General features: G+C 65.9%; 20 protein-coding genes. 9 read left to right on the top strand and 11 right to left on the bottom strand.

Features of this window, described 5'->3' with window-relative positions; all coding sequences use genetic code 11:
* Positions 1-17: 17 nt before the first annotated feature.
* From zwf to ACVJ6E_RS11345, 7 genes are all read right to left on the bottom strand, one after another.
* Entirely contained in the window at positions 18-1,490 is a 1,473-nt protein-coding gene (gene zwf, locus ACVJ6E_RS11375; RefSeq protein WP_120267202.1) for a glucose-6-phosphate dehydrogenase, read from the bottom strand.
* A gap of 30 nt (positions 1,491-1,520) precedes the next feature.
* Positions 1,521-2,450 carry a carbohydrate kinase family protein gene (locus ACVJ6E_RS11370; protein WP_120267203.1) on the bottom strand — a complete coding sequence of 310 codons (930 nt, stop codon included), beginning with the start codon at positions 2,448-2,450 and terminating at the stop codon, positions 1,521-1,523.
* A complete protein-coding gene (locus ACVJ6E_RS11365; RefSeq protein ID WP_120267204.1) occupies positions 2,447-3,451 on the bottom strand; it encodes an alpha/beta fold hydrolase in 1,005 nt (334 codons plus the stop codon). Before ACVJ6E_RS11365 ends, ACVJ6E_RS11370 begins: the two co-directional genes overlap by 4 nt.
* 20 nt (positions 3,452-3,471) lie before the next feature.
* On the bottom strand, positions 3,472-4,251 hold the full coding sequence (locus tag ACVJ6E_RS11360; protein WP_120267205.1) for an ATP-binding cassette domain-containing protein: 780 nt from the start codon (positions 4,249-4,251) through the stop codon (positions 3,472-3,474).
* Complete coding sequence (locus tag ACVJ6E_RS11355) at positions 4,248-5,324, bottom strand: ABC transporter permease (RefSeq protein WP_097173596.1); 1,077 nt, start codon at positions 5,322-5,324, stop codon at positions 4,248-4,250. Before ACVJ6E_RS11355 ends, ACVJ6E_RS11360 begins: the two co-directional genes overlap by 4 nt.
* 134 nt (positions 5,325-5,458) lie before the next feature.
* The gene (locus ACVJ6E_RS11350) at positions 5,459-6,475 is read right to left on the bottom strand and encodes a sugar ABC transporter substrate-binding protein (protein WP_120267206.1); all 1,017 of its coding nucleotides are present in this window, start codon (positions 6,473-6,475) and stop codon (positions 5,459-5,461) included.
* 51 nt (positions 6,476-6,526) lie between these two features.
* Positions 6,527-7,756, bottom strand: a complete 1,230-nt coding sequence (locus tag ACVJ6E_RS11345; RefSeq protein WP_491676451.1) for an ROK family protein — start codon at positions 7,754-7,756, stop codon at positions 6,527-6,529.
* A 293-nt stretch (positions 7,757-8,049) separates the two neighbouring features.
* Between ACVJ6E_RS11345 and ade the strand changes: the two genes are divergently transcribed.
* The 3 genes from ade (at position 8,050) to ACVJ6E_RS11330 (ending at position 12,629) form a co-directional block, all read left to right on the top strand.
* Positions 8,050-9,771 (top strand): adenine deaminase, encoded by a 1,722-nt coding sequence (gene ade / locus ACVJ6E_RS11340; protein WP_120267208.1) that lies wholly within the window; start codon positions 8,050-8,052, stop codon positions 9,769-9,771.
* A gap of 257 nt (positions 9,772-10,028) precedes the next feature.
* Positions 10,029-11,648: a long-chain-fatty-acid--CoA ligase gene (locus tag ACVJ6E_RS11335; RefSeq protein ID WP_120268286.1), complete on the top strand. Its 1,620-nt coding sequence runs from the start codon at positions 10,029-10,031 to the stop codon at positions 11,646-11,648.
* A 111-nt stretch (positions 11,649-11,759) separates the two neighbouring features.
* Entirely contained in the window at positions 11,760-12,629 is an 870-nt protein-coding gene (locus ACVJ6E_RS11330; RefSeq protein ID WP_120267209.1) for a helix-turn-helix transcriptional regulator, read from the top strand.
* A 25-nt stretch (positions 12,630-12,654) separates the two neighbouring features.
* Here the strand turns inward: ACVJ6E_RS11330 and ACVJ6E_RS11325 are convergent, their stop codons facing one another.
* Complete coding sequence (locus ACVJ6E_RS11325; RefSeq protein WP_120267210.1) at positions 12,655-13,653, bottom strand: DMT family transporter; 999 nt, start codon at positions 13,651-13,653, stop codon at positions 12,655-12,657.
* Between the two features lie 298 nt (positions 13,654-13,951).
* Between ACVJ6E_RS11325 and ACVJ6E_RS11320 the strand changes: the two genes are divergently transcribed.
* Positions 13,952-16,255: a xanthine dehydrogenase family protein molybdopterin-binding subunit gene (locus ACVJ6E_RS11320; RefSeq protein WP_120267211.1), complete on the top strand. Its 2,304-nt coding sequence runs from the start codon at positions 13,952-13,954 to the stop codon at positions 16,253-16,255.
* A 138-nt stretch (positions 16,256-16,393) separates the two neighbouring features.
* Positions 16,394-17,374 carry a DMT family transporter gene (locus tag ACVJ6E_RS11315; RefSeq protein ID WP_120267212.1) on the top strand — a complete coding sequence of 327 codons (981 nt, stop codon included), beginning with the start codon at positions 16,394-16,396 and terminating at the stop codon, positions 17,372-17,374.
* Positions 17,375-17,427: 53 nt separating this feature from the next.
* Here the strand turns inward: ACVJ6E_RS11315 and ACVJ6E_RS11310 are convergent, their stop codons facing one another.
* Positions 17,428-17,808 carry a VOC family protein gene (locus ACVJ6E_RS11310; protein ID WP_120267213.1) on the bottom strand — a complete coding sequence of 127 codons (381 nt, stop codon included), beginning with the start codon at positions 17,806-17,808 and terminating at the stop codon, positions 17,428-17,430.
* A 51-nt stretch (positions 17,809-17,859) separates the two neighbouring features.
* Between ACVJ6E_RS11310 and ACVJ6E_RS11305 the strand changes: the two genes are divergently transcribed.
* Entirely contained in the window at positions 17,860-18,390 is a 531-nt protein-coding gene (locus ACVJ6E_RS11305; RefSeq protein ID WP_208996598.1) for a winged helix-turn-helix transcriptional regulator, read from the top strand.
* Positions 18,391-18,481: 91 nt separating this feature from the next.
* On the opposite strand, the gene ACVJ6E_RS11300 is transcribed toward ACVJ6E_RS11305, so the two are convergent.
* Positions 18,482-18,718 carry an Lrp/AsnC ligand binding domain-containing protein gene (locus ACVJ6E_RS11300; protein ID WP_120267215.1) on the bottom strand — a complete coding sequence of 79 codons (237 nt, stop codon included), beginning with the start codon at positions 18,716-18,718 and terminating at the stop codon, positions 18,482-18,484.
* Positions 18,719-18,984: 266 nt separating this feature from the next.
* Between ACVJ6E_RS11300 and ACVJ6E_RS11295 the strand changes: the two genes are divergently transcribed.
* Complete coding sequence (locus ACVJ6E_RS11295; protein ID WP_120267216.1) at positions 18,985-20,112, top strand: TRAP transporter substrate-binding protein; 1,128 nt, start codon at positions 18,985-18,987, stop codon at positions 20,110-20,112.
* A 63-nt stretch (positions 20,113-20,175) separates the two neighbouring features.
* Here ACVJ6E_RS11295 and ACVJ6E_RS11290 read toward each other — a convergent pair whose 3' ends face one another.
* Positions 20,176-20,874, bottom strand: coding sequence for a TetR/AcrR family transcriptional regulator (locus ACVJ6E_RS11290; RefSeq protein ID WP_120267217.1), 699 nt, complete (start codon positions 20,872-20,874; stop codon positions 20,176-20,178).
* 501 nt (positions 20,875-21,375) lie between these two features.
* On the opposite strand from ACVJ6E_RS11290, the gene ACVJ6E_RS11285 reads away from it, so the two are divergent.
* Positions 21,376-22,446, top strand: a complete 1,071-nt coding sequence (locus ACVJ6E_RS11285) for an efflux RND transporter periplasmic adaptor subunit (protein ID WP_491676450.1) — start codon at positions 21,376-21,378, stop codon at positions 22,444-22,446.
* Positions 22,443-25,634, top strand: a complete 3,192-nt coding sequence (locus ACVJ6E_RS11280; protein WP_120267219.1) for an efflux RND transporter permease subunit — start codon at positions 22,443-22,445, stop codon at positions 25,632-25,634. Before ACVJ6E_RS11285 ends, ACVJ6E_RS11280 begins: the two co-directional genes overlap by 4 nt.
* Positions 25,635-25,726: the final 92 nt, after the last annotated feature.

Raw genomic sequence — 25,726 nt, 5'->3', positions numbered from 1 at the left:
CGGCACACAAGATCGGTCTAGATCAGGTCCTCGAACCAGGTGCGGCCGTCGCGCTCGATCAGGGCGATCGCCGCAGAAGGTCCCCATGTTCCTGACGTGTAGCCCTTCGGCGGCTCCTTCAAGGTCGACCAGGCCTGAAGGATCGGATCGACCCAGGCCCAGGCCGCTTCCACCTCGTCGCGGCGCATGAACAGGGTCTGGTTGCCGCGGATCACGTCCATGATCAGCCGCTCGTAGGCGTCCGGATTGCGCACGGCAAAGGCCTTGGCGAAGGACATGTCGAGGGGCACCTGCCGCAGGCGCATGCCGCCGGGGCCCGGATCCTTGATCATCACCTGCATGCGCACGCCTTCGTCCGGCTGCAGGCGGATCACCAGCCGGTTCGGTGGGATCGAGCCGGCTTCCTCGCCGAAGATCGAGTGCGGGATCGGGCGGAACTGGACGACGATTTCCGAAACGCGGGCGGCAAGACGCTTGCCGGTGCGCAGATAGAAGGGGACGTTGGCCCAGCGCCAGTTGGCGATCTCCGCCTTAACCGCGACGAAGGTCTCGGTCTGGGACGCGGGATTGTCGAGCTCTTCCAGATATCCCGGCACCGCACCACCGGCGGAGGCGCCGGCGCGGTACTGGCCGCGTACTGTGGCGCGGGAGGCAAGATCGGCGTCCATCGGCTTCAGCGCCTTGAGCACCTTCAGCTTTTCGTCGCGCACCGAATCCGCGTCCATCGACTCGGGCGGCTCCATGGCGACCAGGCACAGCAGCTGGAGGATATGGTTCTGCACCATGTCGCGCATCGCGCCGGCGGTGTCGTAATAGCCGGCGCGGCCCTCGACGCCGAGCGCCTCGGCCACCGTAATCTGCACATGGTCGATATGGGCTGCGTTCCAGAGTGGCTCGAACAGCGCGTTGGCGAAGCGCAGGGCCATCAGGTTCTGCACCGTCTCCTTGCCGAGATAGTGGTCGATGCGGAAGATCTGGTCCTCACGGAACACCGCGCCGATGGCAGCGTTCACCTTGCGCGCGGAATCGCCGTCCTTGCCGATGGGCTTCTCGATGACGACGCGGGCAAGCTCCGTGGTCAGGCCGTGAGTGCCGATGCGCTCGCAGATCTGGCCGAAGAAATCCGGCGAGACGGCGAGATAAAAGGCCCGCACGACATCCTCGCGGCCCGAGAGGGCCGCGGCGAGCTCCGGCCAGCCTCGCTCTCCGGCCGCGTCGACCGCGACATAGGACAGGCGATCGAGAAAGCGGGAGAGCGCCTCGTCCTCGATGTCCGAGACATGCTCGCTGATCGCCTGGCGGGCGAACTCGCGATACTCGGCATCCGACATGTCGCGCCGCGAACAGGCGAGGATGCGGGCATCCAGCGGGAGCTGTCCGTCGAGATCGCGGTGATAAAGGGCGGGCAGGAGCTTCCGGTGGGCCAGATCGCCGGTAGCTCCGAAGACGATCAGGTCGAACGGGGCGACTTCGATGACGCGCACGGCCATGGCGGTCCTTTCAATCTTGCGGTGTCGCCGTCAGGCGAGAAGTTCGGCGCGGCGGGGGAGGTCCGCTCCGCGTCGGGTACAGGTGATGGCAGAGGCTTTGCTCGCATAGTCGAGCAGATCGGCGAGCGTGTCTTCCCCGAGAGCGGAAATCGCGCTGCGGGTGCGTGCGGCGATCTCTCCGAGGCGGGTCAGCAGCGCCGCCTGGAACGTGTCGCCGGCGCCCACCGTGTCGACGACAGCAACCGTGCGGCCGGGGACGCTTGCGGTTGCGGTCGCGGTGAACGCGCTTGCCCCCTCGCGGCCGCGCGTCACCACGACGAGGGAGGGGCCGCGGGCGAGCCAGCCGCGCGCGAGCTCTGCCGGCTCGGCGCCCGGAAACAGCGTCTCGGCATCCTCGGAGCTGATCTTGAGCACATCCACATGGGGCAGGAGCTCGTCGAGCCGGTCACGCCAGGCTGCAAGATCTGCAACGACCGTCGGGCGGATGTTCGGATCGTACGCGATGAGGCGTTTGCCATGCTCGCGGCGCACGAGCTGCAGCAGGCTTTCGCCGATCGGGGATACCAGAGCGGAGAACGAGCCGAGATGGATCGTGTCGACGCTGTCGGGGAGGGCAGGGAGTTGGTCGGGCGAGACCAGCCGGTCGGCCGCGCCTTCCCCGTAGAACGAATAGGCCGGGCTTCCCGAGGCATCGAGGCCGACGACGCTGAGGGTGGTCAGCGCGTCGCTGTCGACGACAAGGCTCGTGTCGACGCCTTCCGTTTCCAGTGCGTTCTTGAGGCGACGGCCGAAGAAATCACGCGACAGGCCGCCGAAATACGCGACCGGAACCTCAAGCCGGGCAAGACCCACGGCGACGTTGAAGGGCGAGCCGCCGATACGGGCATCGAGGGTCAGCTGTCCTCCGTTGCCGTCCTCGGCAAAGAGGTCGAACAGCGCTTCGCCGCAGACGAGAATCATTGAACGGGGCTCCTTGGGGATGTCGGGCCGGTGCCATCCAGCACCGTCTCGGCGACGGCCGCGACGACGCCGTCGGCAAGCGGAAGGTCGGGATCCGCATAGGCGGCGAGGTTGCCCTCTCGCTCGGCGGGCGCCGGCTTGAACATGTGGTTGACGCCCTCAAGGCGCACGAGCCGCGCGTCGGGGCGGGCGGCCGCGAGCACTTCGGCGTCGTTCATCGTGACCTGCAGGTCACGGGTGCCCTGGAGGATCAGCACGGGAAGCGTAACTTGCGCGATCATTTTCGCCGGATCGTGGGCCAGCAGATCGATCAGAAAGGGCTGAACGGAGGGACGGAAAATCGCTGCCAGTTGCGGATTGACCCCCGAAACGTCAGCCGGCTGCCCTGCCTCCAGTTTCACAAGGATGGTCTCGAGCGCATCCAGCGTCGGCTGGCGAAGGGGATTGTCTTCCGGCAGGCCCTGTTGGAATTGCTCGCGCAGCAGCACGCCAAGCGGGCGGCCGGGCGCTGCCGCGAGCAGCAGCCCGCAGATCCCGTCCGCATCGACGGTCGCGGCCTTGAGCGCGACAAGTCCGCCCTCGCTGTGGCCGAGGATCCAGACGCAGGAGACGCCGGTTTTCTCGCGCAGGACCTTGATCCACGCGCGGGCATCGTCGGCGTAGTCGGCAAGGGTCACAGCCTCGGGGTCGCTTGCGGCCTCGCTGCTGCCGCTGAGGCCGCGCTTGTCGACGCGTGCAGTGACGATGCCGCGCGCGCCCAGTCCTTCCGCCAGCAGGCGCAGGGTTGCGGCCCGGATGTGGGGAAGCTGGTTGCCGTCGCGGTCGCTGGTGCCGGAGCCGGGGATCATCAGCACCACCGGCGCGTCCGTTCCGACAGGGCCGGCCAGCGTGCCGCGCAGCGCTCCCTCCGGTCCGGGGGCCTCGATCTCGGCCGCCCATGTTCCCACAGTTGGCAAGGCAAAGGGCAGGGCGAGCAGGGCGGCAATCAGCAGCAGTCGCATCGGCAAACGTCTCCGCACTCTCAGGCCGCCGCTGCCTGCGGCGGTTCCATCGCGCCGGTCATGATTGCGACGGCGTCGGACATGGAGAAATCGTCCGGCCTTATGACACAGGCACGACGCCCGAGGCGATGGATATGGATGCGGTCGGCAACCTCGAACACATGCGGCATGTTGTGGGAAATCAGCACGATGGGCAGGCCGCGCGCCTTCACGTCGCGGATCAGATCGAGGACCTTGCGGCTTTCCTTGACGCCGAGGGCGGCCGTGGGCTCGTCCATGATCACGACCTTGGAACCGAAGGCGGCAGCCCGCGCCACGGCAACGCCCTGGCGCTGGCCGCCGGACAGCGTCTCCACCGCCTGGTTGATGTTCTGGATGGTCATCAGCCCGAGCTCGGAGAGTTTCTCTCTGGCGATCTTCTCCATCGCCTTGCGGTCGAGCTTGCGCAGGTACTTGCCCATCCATCCGGGGCTGCGCAGCTCGCGGCCCATGAACAGGTTGTCGGCGATGGACAGAGCCGGCGACAGGGCAAGGTTCTGATAGACGGTCTCGATGCCGGCCTCGCGTGCCCGCATCGGTGAGGAAAAATTGACCGGCTTGCCCTCCAGACGGATCTCGCCCTCGTCCGGTACGACGGCGCCGGAGATCGCCTTGATCAGGGTCGACTTGCCGGCACCGTTGTCGCCTATCACGGCGAGGATCTCGCCGGGATAGAGGTCGAAGTCCGCCCGGTCGAGGGCAACGACGCGGCCGTAGCGCTTGACGAGGCCGCGGGCGGTGAGGATCGGTTCGCGGGTCATGCTGCAACCTTTCTGATCCACTGGTCGATGGCGACGGCGCCGATGATCAGCATGCCGATCAGCAGGTAGGTCCATTGCGGATCGGTGCCGATGAGGCGCAGGCCGAGCGAGAACACGCCGACGATGAGCGCACCGAACAGCATGCCGAGGATCGAACCGCGCCCGCCGAAGAGCGAGATGCCGCCGATCACCACGGCGGTGATGGATTCGATGTTGGTGAATTGGCCGGTCGTCGGCGAGACGGAGCCGAGACGGCCGATCATCGCCCAGCCGCCGATGGCGCAGATGAGGCCGGCCAGCGTGTAGACCGAGATGCGCATGCGGGCGACGCGCACGCCGGCAAGCTCCGCCGCGTCCGGATCGTCGCCGATGGCATAGACATGGCGTCCCCAGGCGGTGTGGTTCAGCACGTAGTTGAGCACCAAGACCAGCAGGAACATGGCGATGACGCCATAGGTGAAGACGGCGCCGCCGATGTTGAACTTCTCGCCGAAGAACTGGAGGATCGGTGCCTGCGCCTCGATGTCCTGGCTGCGGATCGTCTCGTTGGCCGAGTAGAGGAAATTCGCCGCCAGCACGATCTGCCACATGCCGAGCGTGACAATGAAGGGCGGCAGGCGCATCCAGGCGACCAGCGCGCCGTTGATGAAGCCGCAGAAGGTGCCGCAGGCAAGGCCGCACAGCACCGCGATCTCGGGCGGCAGCCCGTAGCGGAAGGTGAACTGGCCCATCACCACGGAGGACAGGACCATGATCGCGCCGACCGACAGGTCGATGCCGGCGGTCAGGATCACCAGCGACTGGGCGCAGCCGACAATACCGACGATGGCTACCTGCTGAAGAATGAGCGTCAGGGCGAAGGGCGAGAAGAACTTCGAACCGAGCAGGATGCCGAACACCGCCAGCGAGAGCACCAGGACGATCAGCGGAACGAACTCGGGGCGGGCGTGCAACCGGTGCTGGATCCGGTCGATGAGCGGGCGTTCGGGGCGCTCGAAGGCGGCAACGTCTGTCGAACTTCCGGCAAGTCCCTTCTCGAAGTCGTGTTTTGCGGATGTCTGCGCGTCGCTCATTGGGTCTCCTCCCCGGAACGGTGCCTGGACTGTGGTTTGCGGACTGTCGTGCCGGCAGAGGCTGCCGGCGGATGGCCCGCGCGGGAGGGGCATCGCCTTCCCGCGCGGAGCGTCCGTCCCATGCTATCGGGGGCTTAACCCCAGCACTTGTCCATGCCTTCCTTGGTGTCGATGGAGGGAACGCCCTCCGCCGGCTTGTCGGTCACCAGCGCAACGCCGGTGTCGAAGAAGGACTTGCCCGGTGTCGGCTCCGGCTTGGCGCCGGTGTCGGCGAAGGCCTTGATCGCCTCGATGCCGAGCGAGGCCATCAGCAGCGGATACTGCTGGGAGGTGGCACCGATGACGCCCTCGGTGACGTTCTTCACGCCCGGGCAGCCGCCGTCGACGGAGACGATCAGCACGTCGTTCTCGCGGCCGACCGCCTTCAGGGCCTCATAGGCGCCGGCGGCGGCGGGTTCGTTGATCGTGTAGACCACGTTGACCATCGGATCCTTGGTCAACAGGTTCTCCATGGCGGTGCGGCCGCCTTCCTCGTTGCCGGCGGTCACGTCGTTGCCGACGATGCGCGGGTCGTCCTCGTCGCCCCAGCGGTTAGGATCCTTCACGTCGATGCCGAAGCCGGTCAGGAAGCCCTGGTCGCGCAGCACGCCGACGGAGGGCTGGCTGACGGCAAGGTCGAGCATGGCGATCTTGGCATCGGCCGCCGCATCGCCGAGCGTGGCGCGGGCCCACTGGCCGATCAGCTCACCGGCCTTGAAATTGTCGGTGGCGAAAGTGGCGTCGGCCGCGTCGATCGGCTCCAGCGGGGTGTCGAGCGCGATCACCAGGATGCCGGCATCGCGGGCCTGCTTGACGCTGTCGACGATGGCCTTGGTGTCGGAGGCGGTGATGAGAATGCCCTTGGCGCCATCGGCGATGCAGGTCTCGATGGCCGCGACCTGGCTTTCATGATCGCCGTCGATCTTGCCGGCATAGGATTTTAGCTCGATGCCGAGCTCGGCCGCCTTGGCGGTGGCGCCTTCCTTCATCTTCACGAAGAAGGGGTTGGTGTCGGTCTTGGTGACGAGGCAGGCGGAAATGTCGGCGCCCAGCGCCGGCGTGGCCGCTGCCATGCCGAGCACGGTGCCGGCGAGCATCAGTTTCCTAAGCATTGTCAGTTCCTCCCAGTTGGCTTGCGATCGGATCGCAGGCCGTCCGGCTCCTCATGCCGGGCGGCCGTCCTGTGCGGGCTCGACGTCCATGCGCGCCTGGCGCGCAGCAGCATCGGCAGCACCTCGTTTGCCCTCGTTCGCGCTCGGAATCGCGGTGCGGGGCGAATAGTGGAAGAAGATCGGCAGGTTGGCGGCTCCGGCGGCGCCAGCATCCTGGCCGAACGAGCCGCGGCGCAGGCGCGGCGGCACGCGCGATTGCGGCGCGGCCAAGGTCAGCGCATGGGCCAGATCGTCGATCAGGCGCTGCGGCAGGCCGCCGTCGATGTCGAAGTCGATCACCACCAGCGGCACATCGATCAGGGAGATCGCCGACCAGATCGCCGGGGTCAGGGCGGCCACACAATCCGCCAGCCATTCCTCGACCGCAGGATGACCGCTTTCCGCCGCGCGCTCTAGGTCGTCCCGCGTTTCGGCGACGATGCCGTGATGGGCAAGGTGCCGCTTGAGGGCGGAAAGCGAGGCACGGGTCAGCAGGATATCCATCTCCCCGCGCGGTGCAGGGGCGGAGGCAAGCCGGCTACGCGGCACCGGGATCATCGCGACGTCGCCTGCATTGCCCTGGACGCCTTTCACGCAGTCGCCGCCATAGACGACGCCGCCGCCGATGGCGGGGCCGAGGAACAGGTAGAGAAAGTCGTCGGCATAACGGCCGGCGCCGGAGAAGAGCTCGGCAATGGCAGCAGCGGTGCCGTCGTTTTCGGAAAAGACCGGGAAGTCGACCGCTTCTTCGAGCATCTGCTTGAAGTCGATGTCGTCCCAAAGGTGGAAGTTCGCCGTGGGCAGGCCAAGCTCGTGCAGCCAGGAGCCGAGGTTGAACGGCATGGCGACGCCGACGCCGGCGATGCGGGAATGCTCCTGTGGCGAGATCAGCCGCAGCAGCATGGCAATGTCGCGGGCGACGATCTCGACGACGCGCTCGGGCTCGGGCAGGAACCGGTCATGCGACTGGCGGCCGATGATGCGCCCCGAAAAGTCGGCCAGCACCGTCTCGATGGAGGTGCGGTCGATGCGCACGCCGAAACCGTAGGCACCGGTCGCGGACAGGCGCAGCATGGTTGCCGGTTGGCCGCGACCGCCGTCGTGCCGCTTGCCGAGCGTTTCGATGAGGCCGCTGGCCGTCAGGTCCTGGATAATGCCGCCGATGGCCGCGTTGGTGAGCTGGGCAAGGCGTGCAAGATCGGCCTTGGAGGCCTCGCCGACGCGGCGCAGCACCTGGAGCACGATGCGCTCGTTGTACCGGCGTAGTTGAACGGAATTGGATCCTTGTCCGACGAGCGAGCGTCTTGCCACCGAAAATCCTCCCTCACCGGCCGTCCCCGCCTCTGCAGGGCGGTTGAAACAAGCTTATTTGTTTAATCTGATTAATTAATTATCGATGCCATCCTTTTGTCAATCCGTTTTCGGTGTTGCAGCGCGGAATCCGCAACGTCCGGTGGCGCTGGCGTGCGCTGCCGTGCTTGTGCCATGCTTGGGTGCGAGGCAGGGTGCAAGGATCGCACGCCAGGGAGCAGAACATGCCGAACACGATGGAAACGCGGGTTTTTCTGGAGCGCGCGATCGCTGCCGGTCGAGGAGAGGTGCCTGCGGATCTGGTGCTGCGCAACGTGCGCCTGTTCTCGGTGATCGACGGCTCCTTGACCGAAACGGACGTGGCGATCGTCGGCGACCGGATCGTCGGCACGCATGGAAAATATCGCGGAGAGCGCGAATTGGATGGCGGCGGCCGCATCGTCGTTCCCGGTTTCATCGACACCCATCTGCATGTCGAATCCTCGCTGGTGACGCCGCTCGAATTCGACCGCTGCGTGCTGCCGCATGGCGTGACGACGGCAATCTGCGACCCGCACGAGATCGCCAATGTGCTGGGCGCTGACGGGATCCGCTATTTCCTCGATGCGTCCGAGCGCACGTTGATGGATCTCAGGGTCAACCTGTCGTCCTGTGTGCCGGCGACCGCGTTCGAGACGGCCGGCGCGCGGCTGGAGATCGAGGATCTCGAGCCGTTCCGCGACCATCCCAAGGTCATCGGCTTGGCCGAATTCATGAACTTTCCCGGCGTTCTCGCCCGCGATCCCGGCGCGATCGCCAAGCTGGCGGCGTTCCAGGACGGCCATATCGACGGCCATGCGCCGCTCCTGTCGGGGCTGGATCTCAACGGATATCTCGCCGCGCGCATCCGCACCGATCATGAGGCGACCACGGCGGCGGAAGCGCGCGAAAAGCTCGCCAAGGGCATGACGATCCTGATCCGCGAAGGCTCTGTCTCGAAGGATTTGGAGGCGCTGGCCGAAGTCCTGACGCCGGACACCTCGTCCTTCGTCTGCCTGTGCACCGACGACCGCAATCCGCTGGACATTGCCGAGGAAGGGCATCTCGACAGCATGATCCGCCGGCTGATCGCTCGCGGCGCCCGGCCTTGCGACACCTATCGCGCAGCCAGCTGGTCGGCGGCGGTCGCCTTCGGCCTGCGCGACCGGGGGCAGGTGGCGCCGGGCTGGCGCGCCGACATCGTGCTGCTCGATGATCTGGAACAATGCCGCGTGCACTCGGTCATCGCCGGAGGGCGTCCGGTGGACGAGGACGCTTTTGCCGCGCGTCAGCCTCTCCAGCCGGTGGGCCTCGACAGCGTTCGCCTGCAGCGGGCAGTTGCTGCTGAGGACTTTCGCATCGAGGGGTCGGGCGCGAACGAGAGCGCCGTCATCGGCGTGGTGCCGGGCCGGATCATCACGGAGCATCTGTCGCGAAGCCTGCCGGAAGGGGACGGCGGCCTGCAGGCCGATCCCGCTTCGGATGTGGCCAAGGTCGCGGTGGTGGAGCGGCATGGGCAGAACGGCAATATCGGCCGAGGCTTCGTGTCCGGCTTCGGATTGCAGGGTGGGGCGATTGCCTCCTCCGTCGGCCATGACAGCCACAATATCTGCGTGGTGGGCTGCGACGACGCCTCGATGGCGACGGCGGTCAACCGGATTGCCGAGCTGCAGGGCGGGTTCGTCGTGGCGCGCGGCGATACGATCATGGCGGAACTGGCTCTTCCGGTCGCGGGCCTGATGAGCCTTGCCTCGTTCGAGGAGGTGCGCCACGCGCTGGAATCGCTGCGGATCGCCGCGCGTGCGCTGGGATGCACTCTGCCGGAGCCGTTCCTGCAGGTCGCCTTCCTGCCGTTGCCAGTCATTCCGCATCTCAAGATCACGGATCGCGGGATGTTCGATGTCGATCGTTTCGCGCTGCTCGGCTGAGTTGGGCGCGTGCCGCGATGCGGATCGCGGCCGCCGCGTGGTAGACTGGCGCTGGGCCGAAGCGCCGCCGAGAAATCGCATTTTACGTTGACGTAAAGGGAAGCCTTGCCCATGTTGACCGTGCCGGCAAAGCCGGTCTCGGGTCTGCAGGAGGGGCGGGCACCGTGCAACAACAGGGCACGATCCACGTGCCGGGTCCGGGAGGAACCATCGTGAGCGAACCGCAGGTCTGGCTTGCCGCTTTTCGTCCGCAGCCGATGCATACCTATCTCGACACGGCGGCAAAGGAGCATGGGCGGAGACCCGCCATGGACTTCCTGGGGAAGGGCTGGACCTATGCCGAGATCGCGGCGCTCGCCGACCGGGCAGCCGCGGGCCTTCAGGCGATGGGCGTGGTCAAGGGCGACAAGGTGGGTCTGTGCCTGCCGAACACGCCCTACTACACGATCTTCTATTTCGCGATACTGAAGATCGGCGGCGTCGTGGTGAACTTCAATCCGCTCTATGTGGAGCGGGAACTGTCGTTCCAGGCGCGGGACAGCGGCACGCGCATCATGGTGACGATGGACCTCAAGGTCATCTACGACAAGGTGGAGGCGGTGCGGCGCGAGGGAACGCTCGACCGCATCATCGTCTGCCCGATGGCCGATATCCTGCCCCAGCCCAAGAAGCTGCTGTTCCAGCTTTTCAAGCGCGGCGACCGGGCGCGCGTGCCGCAGGATGCCGCGCATCCGCGCTTTTCCGAGGTCACGGGCCACGGGGCCGCGCCGCGCGTTGCCGATATCCGCCCCGATACCGACATCGCCGTGCTTCAGTACACGGGCGGAACGACGGGCGTTCCCAAGGGCGCGATGCTGACCCACACCAACCTTGCCGCGAATATCGAGCAGATGCGCTCGATCTTCTGCGAGGCGAAGGTCGGCGAGGAGAAGATGCTCTGCGTGCTGCCGTTCTTCCACGTCTTCGCGATGACGGTGGCGCAGAATCTGTCGGTGGTGCTGGCGGCCGAGATGGTCTTGATGCCGCGCTTCGAGCTGAAGATGCTGCTCGAAACGATCCGGCGGAAGAAGATCACGCTGTTTCCCGGCGTGCCGACCATCTACACGGCCATCAACAATGCAGAGATGACCAAGGGCTACGATCTCACCACGATCCGGCTGTGCATCTCCGGCGGCGCGCCGCTGCCGGTGGAGGTGAAGACGCAGTTCGAAGGGCTGACCGGTTGCATCCTGGTCGAGGGCTACGGCCTGACCGAAGCCTCGCCGGTGGTGGCGGCGAATCCGCTCAACGAGAACCGGCGTTCGGGCTCCATCGGTCTGGCCATTCCCGGAACGACGCTTGAGTTCCGCAGCCTCGACAACCCGTCCGAATGCGTCCCGGAAGGTGAGAAGGGCGAACTGGTCGTGCGCGGGCCGCAGGTGATGGCCGGCTACTACAATCGTCCTGAGGACACGGCCCGGGCCATCGAGAACGGGGCCCTGCATACGGGCGATGTCGGCTATCGCGACCCGGACGGGTTCGTCTATCTGGTCGACCGGATCAAGGACCTGATCCTGTGCTCGGGCTACAACGTCTATCCGCGCATGATCGAGGAGGCGATCTACCAGCATCCGGCCGTCGAGGAGGCGATCGTGATCGCCATACCCGACAGCTATCGCGGACAGGCGCCCAAGGCCTTCGTCAAGCTGAAGCCGGAGGAGACCGTGTCCGCGGAGGACCTGCGCCAGTTCCTGAAAGGGCACTTGTCTCCGATCGAGTTGCCGCAGGAGATCGAGTTCCGCGACGCCCTGCCCAAGACGATGGTCGGCAAGCTGTCCAAGAAGGAACTGGTGGAGGAGGAAAAGGCGAAGCGCGCCTCCGCGGCTGCCGACAACTGACGTTCCGCCGATCTTCGCAAGATGTTGTACCGGCTGCGCTTGATGCAGGCCGGTCAACTTGGCATTGTCGAAAGCGATCCTATTCGCAACTTCAACAGGACACCCGGCAAGATGACGGCCGACCTGCCGACCTATCTCACTACCAAGGAAATGGCCGACCTGCTCCGGGTCAAGGAGCGCAAGATCTACGATCTGGCCGCCGCCGGCGAGATTCCCCATAGCCGCGCCACCGGCAAGCTGCTCTTCCCCCGCGAAGTGGTGCTTGCCTGGATCGAGAATGCCAGCGAGGCGCCGACAGGCGAGGGAACCCGGCCCGCCGTCATCCTGGGCAGCCACGATCCGCTGCTGGAATGGGCGCTGCGCGAGAGCGGCTCGGGGCTGGCCGCGTTCTTTGACGGCAGTCTCGACGGGCTCGACCGGTTCGAGCAGCTGGAAGGTGTCGCGGCCGGGCTTCACATGATCCAGGACGAGGGCTGGAACACCGAACTCGTCTCGCGGCGGTTTCGTTTCCGCCCCGTGGTGCTGGCCGAATGGGCCTGGCGCGATCGCGGCATCATCGTTTCGCCAGGCAATCCGCTCGGCATAGGCTCGATCGCTGACCTTTCTGGCAAGCGCATGGTGCTGCGCCAGCCGCAAGCGGGCAGCCAGCATCTGATGGAGCGACTGTTTTCCGAAGCCGGCATTGCGGTGCCGCAGGAAGCTCCGGTGGCACGGGACGAGCGCGAGGCGGCGCTTGCCGTGCTCGACGGGCGTGCGGACGCGGCCTTCGGGCTTGCCGCTTCGGCGCGGCAGTTCAAGCTGGATTTCGTTCCCGTCTGCGAGGAGCGCTTCGATCTCCTGGTGTCGCGGCGGGACTGGTTCGAGGCGCCGTTCCAGGCGCTGATCGCCTTTACCCGAACCCCGGTCTTTGCCGAGAGGGCAAGGACGCTGGGCGGCTACCGGGTCGACGGGATCTGGACACCGCATTTCAACGGGGCGTGAGCGCGGCCCGCGCAGGCCTCCCGGATCAAGGGGGATCGGCCCGCACGCCTGTGCGCGCCGTGATTTGCCGGCCGAGCCGGTTTTCCCGCCAGACCGTGTAGAGCGCTCCGGCGACGATGAGCGCGGAGCCGGCATAGGTGGCGGGAGCCGGCAGCTCTCCGAAAACCAGAAAGCCGATGATGGTCGCGTAGATCAGGCGGGCATAGTCGAGGGCGGCGAGGGCGGAAGCCTCGCCGGCGCGAAAGGCCCGGATGTTGCACATCTGGCCTGCCCAGGAGGCCATGCCCACCAGCAGCAAGAGGCCCCACTCCTCCAGCGTCGGCGTCTTCCAGTAGTAGACGGCGATGGGCAGCATGATCAGGCCGACGAAAAATGCCTGATAGGTGAGGATGGTGACCGGGCGTTCCACCTGCGACAGCTTGCGGATGATGATCATCACGGTGCCGGCCGCTGCGGCACCGGCGACCGCCATGGCCGCATAGATGCTGAAGCCCGTATCGCCGCCCGGCTGCAGGATCACGATGACGCCGAGGAAACCGATCGCCGTGGCCGCCCAGCGGTGCGGGCCGACGGTCTCGCCGAGGAACAGGATCGCGAGGATCGTCAGGAAGAAGGTCTTGGAAAAGGCGATTGCGGTGGCGTCCGCCAACGGCAGGTGAATGATCGCGGTGAAGCCGGCAAGCATGGCCACCGAGGCGCAGCAGACGCGGATGACGTGCAGGCCGGGGCGTTGCGTCTTCAGCGAGCCGGGAAGGCCCGAGATGATCACCGGAGCGACGATCATCGTCATGATGATCTGGCGGATCATGATGATCTCGGCGACGTGCAATCTCTCGCCGAGGATCTTGATGAGGGTGACCATGGCGGTGAAGAAAATGCTGGCGACCAGCATCCACAAGATGCCGCGGACATTGCCCGGCAGCAGCGAGAGCCTGTCGCCGGTGTCGCGATAGCGCTGGGCGAGGCTGCGCCTGTCTCCAGGATCGGGAGAGTCTGGGGGCGACTGCTCGGAAGGAGGGGGCATCGGGGTGTCCGTGGCGGGAAGGCGACGACGGCGGCCGCAAGAAGGTGAGAGGGGAAGCATAGTCCCATTGGCAGCTATCGCGAAAGGGTCTGGCCGGTCTTCCGCCCCCTTGGCGAATGGGCGCTTTTGCCGCTAAGCTTTTCCTCAACCACACACTGGCGGTTTTCGTCGCGATACCTGATCCGCCATGTTCGGCCTTGACCCTCCCGGCACGGCGCGACATGTCGCACGCAACGCTTTCCGCAATCACCGCAGCGATCTCCGGGCAGCGCCCGGCTGTTAGCAACGAGGCATTCGAATGAACGAGATGGTGCACGCCAAGTTCGGCATCGGCGCGCCGGTGCGCCGCAAGGAAGACGATGCACTGGTCACGGGCCGTGGGCACTATACCGACGACATCCAGTCGGACGGCATGTTGCGCGCCTTCGTGGTGCGCTCCAGCGTGGCGCACGCGCGCATTACCCTCGGGGATCTGGAGCCGGCACGGTCCGCCCCGGGCGTTGCCATGGTGATGACCGCGGCGGACATTCCGGACCTCGGCCTGATGCCGACCAAGGCGATCCTCACCCAGAGCGACGGCACGCGGCATGCGGTTCCCCCGCGCCCGGTGCTGGCCACCGACACTGTGCGCCATGTCGGCGAGCCGATCGCGCTGGTCGTTGCCGACACGCTCGCCAATGCCAAGTCGGCGGCCGAGTTGATCGAGGTCGACTACGAGCCGCTCGACGCGGTGGTGGACACGGGCGATGCGCTGAAGCCCGACGCGCCGCTGGTATGGCCGGAGACGGGCACCAACCTTGCCTTCACCTATGATGCGGGCGACGCGGCGGCGACGAACCGGGCATTCGAGAGTGCTCACCACGTCACGCGGATCGACATCGTCAACAACCGGCTCGTGTGCAACTACATGGAGCCGCGCGGCTGTGTCGGCGAATACGATGCCGAGAGCGGGCGCTACACGCTGACCGCCGGCACCCAGGGCGGCCACAGCATGCAGGCGATCATCGCCGGGGACATTCTCGGCATCCCGCGCGACCGGCTGCGGGTGATCACACCGGATGTCGGCGGAGGTTTCGGAACCAAGAATTTCGTCTATCCGGAGTATCCGGTCTGCCTGGTGGCGGCGGAGCGTCTGGGCCGGCCGGTGAAGTGGGTCTGCGAGCGCACCGAGCATTTCCTTGCCGACGCGCACGGCCGCGACAACCTGTCGATGGCGGAAGTGGCGCTCGATGCCGAAGGGCGCATCCTGGCGCTGCGCGTCGAGATCGTGGCGGCGATGGGCGCCTACCTGCATCAGTATGGCCCGATGATCCCGAATTTCGGCCTGTCGATGGCGACCGGCCTCTACCACGTGCCGGCGATGTACGGCGTGGTGAAGGGCGTCTACACCAACACGACGCCGACCGATGCCTATCGCGGCGCGGGCCGGCCCGAGGCCGCCTATCTGCTGGAGCGGCTGGTCGACCGGGCGGCGGCGGAGATGGACATGTCGCCGGCCGAGTTCCGGCGCCGCAACTTCATTCGTCCCGAGCAGCTTCCCTACACCACCCACACGGGGCGCATGTACGACACCGGCGACTTTTCCGCCCATATGGACAAGGCGATGGCGGCAATCGGCTGGGACGGGTTTGCCGAGCGGGTGGAGGAATCCGCTGCGCGCGGGCGCTATCGCGGCATCGGCATGGCGACCTATATAGAGGCCTGCGCCTTCGCCGGCTCCGAAGAGGCGACGGTGGAGCTGGGCGGCGACGGCTCGCTGACCCTGCTGATCGGCACGCAGACCAACGGCCAGGGTCATGCCACCGCCTACGGCCAGATCATCGCCGAACAGTTCGGCGTCGATCTCGACCGCATCACCATGATCCAGGGCGACACCGACCGGGTGCGCAAGGGCGGCGGCACGGGCGGCTCGCGCTCGATTCCCATCGGCCTGCCGTCCGTGCTGGAGGCCTCGCGCAGCCTGGTGAAGAAGATCAAGGACCTTGCCGCCGACAAGTTGGAGGCGGGCCCTGAGGATCTGGAGCTCGTCGACGGCGAGGTCCGGGTGGTGGGTACCGACAGGTCGGTGACGCTGGCCGAGATCGCTGCCGCCGCGCCCGAGACCCTGTCGGCGCGCGAAGAGGTCAAGCAGGCCGAGGCGACCTATCCCAACGGCACGCATATCTGCGAGCTGGAAGTTGATCCGGAGACCGGCGACATCGAGCTGCTGGACTATGTGATCGTCGACGATTTCGGCGTCACCGTGAACCCGATCCTGCTCGCCGGCCAGGTGCATGGCGGTGTCGTGCAGGCCATCGGCCAGGCCTTGATGGAGCACACGGTCTACGACGAGGACGGGCAGCTTCTCACTGCCTCCTTCCTTGACTATCAGATGCCGCGCGCGGCCGATATTCCGGGTATCCGCTTCGAGACCAACAACATTCCCTCGACCACCAATGCGCTCGGCATCAAGGGCGCGGGCGAGGCCGGCACGATCGGCGCAGGTCCCGCAGTGATGAATGCGGTCGGCGATGCGCTTCGCCGCGGGGCGGCTGTCGCCCATATCGACATGCCCGCGACGCCGCTCCGGGTCTGGGAGGCTATTCGCGCAGCCAATAGCTGACGCAAGGTCATGTGTTTCGCGCAAGGGTGCCCTGCAATTCCCATGGGCAGCCCTGCGCGATTCATCCTATAAATAAAGGATGTTCCACCTTTCCGGGCTGTCAGACAGGCCGGTGCCACCGGCAGATCCTGACACGCAATGGCCTCCGAACGCGCCGACACGACGACCGGACAGACACCGGTCGCCAAAGATTTCAACGCCTACAACCCCAGGCTCGGTATTGCGCTGAAGGTGGTGTCAGCTCTCGTCTTCACCGGCATGATCGCGCTGGTGAAGCTGCTGGACGGGGCCTATCCGGTCGGCGAGGTGATCTTCGCGCGCTCCTTCTTCGGTATGATCCCGGTGCTTCTGGTCATCGCCTGGCAGGGCAAGCTGGCCGAGGCCTTTTCCACGCAGCGCCCCTGGGGCCACATCAGCCGCGCCATTGTCGGCGGAACGGCCATGTCCTTGTGGTTCGCCGCCATTGCCCGGCTGCCGCTGCCCGATGCGACGGCGATCAGCTTTTCCGCGCCGCTCGTCACCGTGGCGCTGGCCGCCGTGATCCTGCGGGAAAAGGTGCGCGCCTATCGCTGGAGCGCCGTCGTTGTCGGCTTTCTCGGCATTCTCATCATCCTGTCGCCGCATCTTTCCGGTGTCGCGCCGACGGAAGAAGCCTCGCTCGGGGCGATGCTGGCCTTCGCCAGCGCGATCTTCATGGCGCTGGCCATGATCACGGTCCGCCGGCTCACGGGAACGGAGCGCACGTCCACCATCGTGGTGTGGTTCGCGGCGGTGACTTCGGTCTTCGCGCTGATGTCGGCACCGTTCGGCTGGGTGATGCCGGACCTGAACGACGCCATCATCCTGGTCGCCATCGGCCTGTTCGGCGGCATCGGCCAGATCCTGCTGACCCAGAGCTATCGCTACGCCGATGCATCCACCATCGCGCCGTTCGAATACACCACGATGCTGTGGACGGTGCTGGTCGGCTGGATCGTCTTCGCCGAGATCCCGACACTGGAAGTGATCGGCGGCGCGGCCATCGTCATCGGCGCGGGCGTCTTCGTCATCTTCCGCGAGCACCAGCTCGGCCTCGACAGGTCCCGCGAACGCAGCACGGTCACCCCGTCCAAGGCCTGAGCCGGCGCGGGTCAGGGCCTTGAACTCTCGACATCCCCGCCGAAAGCCGGGACTTATGCGGCTTCTCCGGTCAAGTCTTCTGCGAGCATCAGCGCGTTGCCGTCGAGATCGTAGAATGTTGCAGTCTTGACCATGCCCTCGACGACATCCGTTTCGCCATCGAACTTCACCTTGGCCTGTTCCAGTTCATGCCGGGCTGCATCCAGATCGGCGACCCCGAAGACCGGCACGCAGTTGCCGGGCGCGGGCTTCGTATGCTCGCCAAGGCCGATTGCGACGCCGGGCGTGTTCGTCCGAAGCTCGGACCAGCCAGCCTCGTCCGCATGATAGAGCACCTCGAAGCCCAGCATGGCCTCGTACCATTTGGCGCTCGCATGGCGATCTTTGACCGACATGGCGATGGTGATGGTCTTGTCGAGTGAAACGAGCGCCATGGGCTTTCCTTTTTCATCAAAATATACTAACTATATTTTATGGACATTGGGTTGCTTGTCAAGATAACGTCCCGGGCTTGGGCCCTGCCCATCTTGGCGGGCTTGCATTCGGGTGTGGCCGGGCGGCAGGCGCCGCTGCTGGCCGCGACCGGCGCAAGCAGGACCGCCTTCGCGCAAAGCATGGATCACTTGATCGAAATGGGGTTGATCGAAAGAAACCCCGGCTACGGTCATCCGTTGCGGCCGGAATTCCGGCTCACGCAATTGGGGGGTGTGGCAGCTGCCATCGCCAGCAAGGTCCGCTCTGTTTCGACGGAGGAAGACTGGCAGTTGCTGCGCCGGTCCTGGACGCTGCCGGTTTTGACGTCGCTGCGGACACCCAGCCATTTCAACGACATCAGGCGAAACCTGCAGCCGATAACCGACCGCGCCCTGTCGCAGTCGTTGAAATCGATGGAAGCGAGAAACTGGGTACGCCGCAGCGTTGACGGAGTTGCCCGCCCGCCCAGGTCTGTCTATCGCGCGGTGAACACCGGCGAACTGATAACTCGAGTCACCGCGCCTGATATCGACTTCGTTTGAAGAACTGGGCCGGCCATTGAAAGATAACGGGCGGCGGGAAAACCCCTGCCGAGGGCATCCGGAACGCGCCTGGACAGGGGGAATGTCCCTGCTAGAACGCCTTGAACGTGATCATGGTCTTGGTGTCGAGAATGCCGTCGAAGGGGTGGACCTTCTCGTTCACGAAGTGACCGATATCCGTCTCGTCGTCGACGTAGAACTTCACCAGCAGGTCGTAGTCGCCGGCGGTCGAGTAGATTTCGGAGGCAATCTCCGCGTCGGCAATGGCATTGGCCACCTGGTAGGCCTTGCCGAGATGGCACTTGATCATCACGAAAAACGGAACCATGGACGTCTCCAGCTGGCTGGGCGGCAGGCGCCGCGACTCAAGGCGACAGTGAAGCTGATGCCGCAGGGTGGGGCAAGGGACAACCGCGGAAGCTCACGATCGGTCGCGCGATGTTGCGTGCGGTTGTGAAACTTTGATCTTGCGGGGCTTGCGCAGTTGCCCACCATGTCGGAGTCTGCCATGAAACACCGGTTCGCACCGCACCAGTGCGGAAACGGCACGGTCGAAGGCTCGACACGTTCCGCAGACATGGTTCCAGACGCTGAATGAAACATCGCAAGACATCGTCATCCTCCTCCGGCTCGGCCGACGTGACGCGGCGCGGTGCGCTCGGACTGGCGGGGCTGGGGCTATCGGGTCTGGGACTGGCCGGTGGGCTGGCAACGCCCGCGCTCGCCCAGACCACGATCGAGTGGAAGATGGTGACCACCTGGCCGGCGGATCAGCCGGGACCCGGCGTGTCGGCTTCCCGGATCTGCGACACGATCGCGCGCCTGAGCGGCGGGCGCATGCGCGTGCGACTGTTTCCTGCCGGCGGTCTGGTCGCGGGTGGCGAGGTGTTCGACGCCGTATCCGCGGGAACGGCGCAGATGGGGCATGCCTCGCCCGCCTTCTGGCAGGATCGCCTGCCGGCCGCGGTCTTCTTTTCCGCCGTGCCCTTCGGACTTCTGCCTTACGAGCATGTGACCTGGCTGGAGCAGGGCGGGGGCATGGATCTTTGGCAGCGGCTCTATGCGCCGTTCGGTATCAAGCCGCTCATGGGCGGCAATAGCGGCCCGCAGCTTGGCGGCTGGTTCATGCGGCCGATCCTGACGCTCGACGACATTCAGGGACTGCGCATCAGGATGACCGGCCTCGGCGGAGAGGTGATGCGGCGCCTGGGGGCGACGCCGGTCTCCTTGCCGCCTTCGGAAATCGTGCCGGCGCTGCAGAGCGGGCTTCTCGATGCCGCGGAATTCCTCGGCCCGGAAGCCGACCGGGCGATGGGGTTTCAGAATGTCTCCAAGCTCTGCTACTCGCCCGGCTTCCACGAGCCGAACGGGGCGAGCGAGACCCTGATCAACCAGGTGGCCTATGAGGGGCTGCCGGACGATCTGAAGGGAGTGATCGTCGCCGCCTGCCGCATGGAGACCCTGCATTCCATCGCCGAGAGCGCCTGGAGCAATGCAGAGGCTCTGAGGCAACTGGTGGAAGACGATGGGGTCGAGCTGCGGCGCTTCCCGGAGCCGGTCATGCAGGCACTGCAGACGACGTCGAAGGATGTCGTCGCCGCGCTGGCGAGTACTGGCGACGTTGCGCGCGACATTCATGCAAGCTACATCCGCGCGCTGGAGCGGCTTACGCCCTGGAGCGAGGTGAGCGACCGGCAAATGCTCGACGGCCGCACGCCCTGAGGCTCTCGGTCGGCGATTTGCCTGCGGCGGCTGCCTGTGGCTCTCCCGACGCGGGGCCGGACCTCAGCACGACGCGGCGGGAGCGGTGACCTCGGCAGGCAAGGCACGAAACCGGCCATCGCGGAGCGCTGCCAGCGCGAAATCCACCATCGGCTCGAACATCATGTCCTGATGTCCTTCCGGCAGGCAGCGACAGGTCTGCGCCACCAGCGCCGGATGGAAGAACATCACGAGCGAATGCTGGAACAGCAGGGCCGAGGTCTCGACGTCCTGTTGAGGAAATTCGCCCCTCTCGATGCCTTCCTGAATCAGATGGGAGAAGCTCTCCCGCATTTCGGCCTTGTGGATTTCTATTTCGTCCCACGCCTCGTCCATGGCGGCTTCCAGCAGGTCGTGGATCTTCCTGTTGTCCGTGTAGTGATCGCGCACATGATGGAAGTGCTGGCGGACCATCTTGCGCAGCTTGTCGCTGCTGGAGCCGCCGCAGGCCTCGATATCCCGCTCCATGGCGGCGCGCAGACCGCTGGTCACAATCACCGTGACCGCCTTGGTCAACTCTGCCTTGGAGGCGAAGAAGCGGTAGACGTTGGCCGGTGACATGCCCAGTTCGCGGGCGATGTCGGCCACGGTGGTCTTCTGGTAGCCGTAAAGATGGAACAGTTCGCTTGCCTTCTCGACGATGCGTCTGCGCGTCTCGCGGGTCGCCGGACTGTTCGTCCCGTCCCGGGCGGCTGCCTCTTCCATTTCCAGCAAGTCAGTCATGATGCACTGATCCGGTCATTTCTGGTTCTTGAGCCTGCGGCCTTGGTTGCCTGAATGCCATCGAAAACGAGCGCGGCAACGCAGGCTCACAATGGGAGCCATGGCCGCCTGCGTCAACTCGTCCCGGAACCGAAGGTCTGTTTCGCGACCCGCCCGGCGGGACCTTTCAGACGTCATGCAAACGCTTGGCCGAACGGCATGCGCCGGGCTCTGTCTGCGGGCACCAGCGCCTTCTGACGACTAATATATGCTCACTGACGTTTATTGACAATCGTCACTTGTCATCCATATTGAGGGTCGCGCGGAGGTGTTCGCGCTCGTTCCATGTTTCCAGCCGGTCGGCTCGGTGCCGACGATAATGCGCCCGAAAGGCCTCAAGTGATGAGCAGCTTCCCCGCATCTCTCGCCTCCGCATTTCCGGCGTTTCCTCCATCGGTTGGTACATGGTTCAATCTCGGTCGCCCTGCGGGGCGGGTCGGCGCGGTCCTGTTGACGGCCGTGTTGGTCGCCGCCTGCCAGCCGCAGGCGGCCGAGGAAGCGGACACCTCCGCCGCATCGCCTCGTGTCGTGTGGGTCGAACCGGCCGTGAAGGCCGATGGCCACGACCTCACGTTCTCCGGCACCGTCCACGCCCGCAGCGACGCGCCGTCCGCCTTCCGGGTCGGCGGCAAGATTTCCGAACGGCTTGTGGATGTCGGCGACAGGGTGACTGCCGGCCAGCGCCTCGCCAGCCTGGATGAGGAAGATTTGCGTGCGAGCCTGCGGGCCCGCGAAGCGGAGGAGCGGGCCGCACAGGCGCAGGCCCGCAGGACGGCCGAGGACCGGACGCGGATCGCCGCGCTGCAGGCCAAGGGGCATGTCTCGCAATCCGCGCTCGATCAGGCCGTCGCCGCCGACGATGCGGCGGCTGCCGCGCTGAAGGCGGCGTCCGAGCAGCGCATTCTCGCCGAAAACCAGCTCGCCTATGCCACCTTGCGTGCGGATCGCGACGGGGTGGTGACGGCTGTGACGGCCGAGCCCGGCGAGGTCGTTACCGCAGGGCAGGGCATCGTCCGGATCGCTGGAGACAGCGAGCGCGAGGTGGAAGTTGCGATTCCCGAGGCGCAGGTCGCCGACCTTGAAGCGGCGCGGGCGAGCGTGACGTTGTGGGCCAGCCCGGACCGGCTCTATCAGGCCCGGCTTCGCGAGCTCTCACCGGTGGCAGATGCGGCCGCGCGAACCTTCACCGCACGGTTTGCCATCGACGACCCTACTATTGACGCGCGGCTGGGGATGACTGCGACGGTCCATCTGCAGCAGGTGGCACGACAGGACGAGGTTGCCGTGCCCTTGACCGCCGTCTGGTATTCGGGCGATGCGCCCAATGTGTGGCGGGCGGATCCGGGGGCGGAACACGTCGAGGCTGTGCCGGTCAAGGTGCACCGCATTGAGGCCGAGCGCGCCGTCATTTCCGGCCTCGAGCCAGGCGCGCATGTGGTCAGCCTCGGGGTGCACCGGATCGATCCCGGTCTGACGCTGAAGGCGGTGCTGCGCGAGTCGCGCGGCCCGGTACAGGTGGGGGCGCTGCGATGAGCAGCTTCAACCTGTCCGCCTGGGCCATTCGGCACCAGACGCTGGTTCTCTTCTTCATCATCGTGACGGCTCTTGCCGGCGTTTATGCCTATGGCAATCTCGGCCGCAACGAGGATCCGGCCTTCACCGTGAAGGTGATGGTGGTGACGGCCGTGTGGCCGGGTGCCAGTGCGCAGGAGATGCAGGAGCAGGTTGCCGACCGCGTCGAAACCCGCCTGCAGACGCTGCCCTGGCTATTGCGGCTGGAGACCTATACCCGCCCCGGCTTCATGGCGACCCAGATCGTCCTGCAGGATGCGACGCCGCCCTCGGAGGTCGAGGAGCTGTGGTATCAGGCGCGCAAGAAGGTGGGCGATATTTCAGGCGAATTGCCCCAGGGCGTGCGCGGTCCATTCTTCAACGACGAATATGCCGACGTCTACGTGCAGGTTCACGCGCTCACCGCGCCAGGGGCGACCTGGACCGAGCTGTCGGACCTTGCCGAGATGGCCCGCCAGTCGCTCTTGGCCGTGCCTGGCGTTGAAAAGGTCCAGCTCTTCGGCGAGCAGGACCAGAAGATCCATGTCGACATCTCCTATGCGAAGCTGGCGACGCTCGGCATTCCTGCCAGCGCGATCTTCGATGCCCTTGCCGCCCAGAATGCCGTCGTGCCGTCCGGTTCGGTCGATACCCCGAGCGAGACCGTGCAGGTGCGGGTCAGCGGCAGCCTTGCCGGCGTCGAGGCGGTGGCTGCTGTTCCCGTCGAGGCGGAGGGTCGGGTGTTCAGGCTCGGCGACATCGCCACGGTCAGCCGCGGCGTGGCCGATCCGCAGAGCTATGTCGCCCGCTACAACGGCGAGGACACCATCCTGCTCGGCGTTGCCATGTCGGCCGGCGGCAATGTGCTCGAACTGGGCGAGCGTCTGCATGAGAAGGCGGCCGAGATCAAGGATCGCCTGCCGGTCGGCGCGGAACTGCACCAGGTTTCCAACCAGCCGGAAGTGGTTGAGGAGGCCGTTGGCGAGTTCCTGCTGAAGTTCGTCGTCGCCATCTCGATCGTGCTTCTGGTCTCCTTCCTGTCTCTCGGCTTTCGCACCGGCATCATCGTCGCGCTCTCCGTGCCGCTGACGCTTGGAGCCACCTTCGTGGTGATGATGCTGATGGGCATCGATCTGGAGCGCATCTCTCTCGGCGCGCTGATCCTCTCGCTCGGCCTGCTGGTCGACGATGCGATCATCGCCATCGAGATGATGGTGGTGAAGATCGAACAGGGCTGGGACCGCTTCCGCGCAGCGACCTTCGCCTGGGAATCCACTGCCTTTCCGATGCTGACCGGCACGCTGGTGACGGCGGCAGGCTTCCTGCCCGTCGGCTTTGCCAAGTCGGCGGCCGGCGAATATGCCGGCGGCATCTTCTGGGTCGTGACGACGGCGCTGCTGATCTCCTGGCTCGTGGCGGTCGTTTTCACACCCTACCTCGGCCTGAAACTGCTGCCGCGCTCGCTGGAGCGCCATGCGGCGGAGCGCGGCGAGATAGACGAGGAGGCGATCTATCACACGCCCTCCTACAACCGCCTGCGCAAAATGGTCACCGCCGCCGTGCGCTTCCGCCTGCCGGTGGTGCTGGCGACCGTCGGCCTGCTGGTTCTGGCGGGCTACGGCATGGGCTTCGTCAAGCAGCAGTTCTTTCCAAACTCCTCGCGGCCGGAAGTGCTGGTCGAGCTCAAGGGACCGGAAGGCGCGTCCTTCGCGGCGACCGAGCGCGAGGCGAAGGCCATCGAAGACTGGCTCAAGACCAATGAGCATGTCGACTATTTCACCACCTATGTGGGGGCTGGCGCGCCGCGCTTCTTCCTCGCCTACAACCCGGCCCTGCCCAATCCGAGCTATGCGCTGATTCTGGTTCAGACCAAGGGCGGCGAGCATGCCGACGCGCTGGTCAGCCAGCTCCAGACCCGGTTTGCCGAGTCGGAAGGGGCCGTGCGAGGGCGGGCCAACAAGCTCGAGCTCGGGCCGCCGGTCGGCTATCCTGTGCAGTTCCGCGTCGTTGGGCCGGATCTGGAAGAGGTCCGCCAGGCCGCCGCGAAGGTGCGCGACGTGATGCGGGCCAGCCCCGACACCCGCAACACCGAGCTGCAGTGGGGTGAGAAGGTCAAGTCAGTGCGTCTGGAAGTCGATCAGGACCGTGCGCGGGCGCTGGGGCTGTCCACCTCCGAGATCGGCCAGTCGCTGCAGACGCTCTTGTCCGGATACGAGGTGACGTCGCTGCGCGAGGGGCGCCATTCGATCGGCGTCGTGGTGCGGGCCGACGAAACGGAGCGCGCCGCGCTCGGTGATATCGGCGACATGGTGCTGCAGGTGCGCGACGGGCGGGCGATCCCCGTCTCCCAGGTGGCGCGCATCGTCTACACGGCCGAGGATCCGATCCTGTGGCGGCGCAATCGCGAGACGGTACTGACCGTGCGGGCGGATGTTGCGCCTGGCCTGCAGGCACCGGACGTGACCGCCTCCCTGCTGCCGAAGATGCGCGAGATCGAGGCGAGCCTGCCGGCGGGCTACCGGATCGATACGGGCGGCGCGGCCGAGGAATCGGCCAAGGCCAATGTGGCGCTGGCCGCGGTGTTCCCGCTGATGTTCCTCGCCATGGCTGTCCTGATCATGCTGCAGATGCAGTCTTTCTCGAAGATGTCGCTGGTGTTCCTGACCTTCCCGCTCGGCTTGATCGGGGCGGTGGCCTCGCTGCTGATTGCCGATGCGGCGTTCGGCTTCGTCGCCATTCTCGGCGTTATCGCACTGGGCGGCATGGTGATGCGCAACACGCTCATTCTGGCCGACCAGATCGATCACGATCTTCATGCCGGTGCCACCATGCGGCGGGCAATCGTCGAATCCACCGTCCGCCGAGCGAGGCCGGTGATCCTGACGGCGCTGGCGGCTGTTCTCGCCTTCATTCCCCTGACGATGAACATCTTCTGGGGGCCTATGGCGATCGCGATGATCGGCGGCCTGACGGTCGCGACCGTTCTGACTCTCGTGTTCTTGCCGGCGCTCTACGCCCTGTGGTTCCGCAAGCGCCTCGACAAGACCGAGGACGAGGTGATGGCCGCCCGGCCGGCACGGCGCGAGGATGGCAGGTCCGAGGCCGCCAATACCGATGTGGCAGAGCGTGCACCGGCCCCCGCGCCGGCTCTGCCTCAGGCGGCGGAGTGACATCCCCCCGTTTCTCCGCCGCCACTTTCGTTGCAGTTGGGCAACATCCTTCCGAAAAGGGAAGGTGTTGCCCCGGCAGCGGATATTTGCAT

This window comes from Stappia sp. G46H5W, from assembly GCF_058448995.1.
Note: the sequence above shows the minus strand (reverse complement) of the source record. Positions and strands in the feature narration are given on the sequence as shown.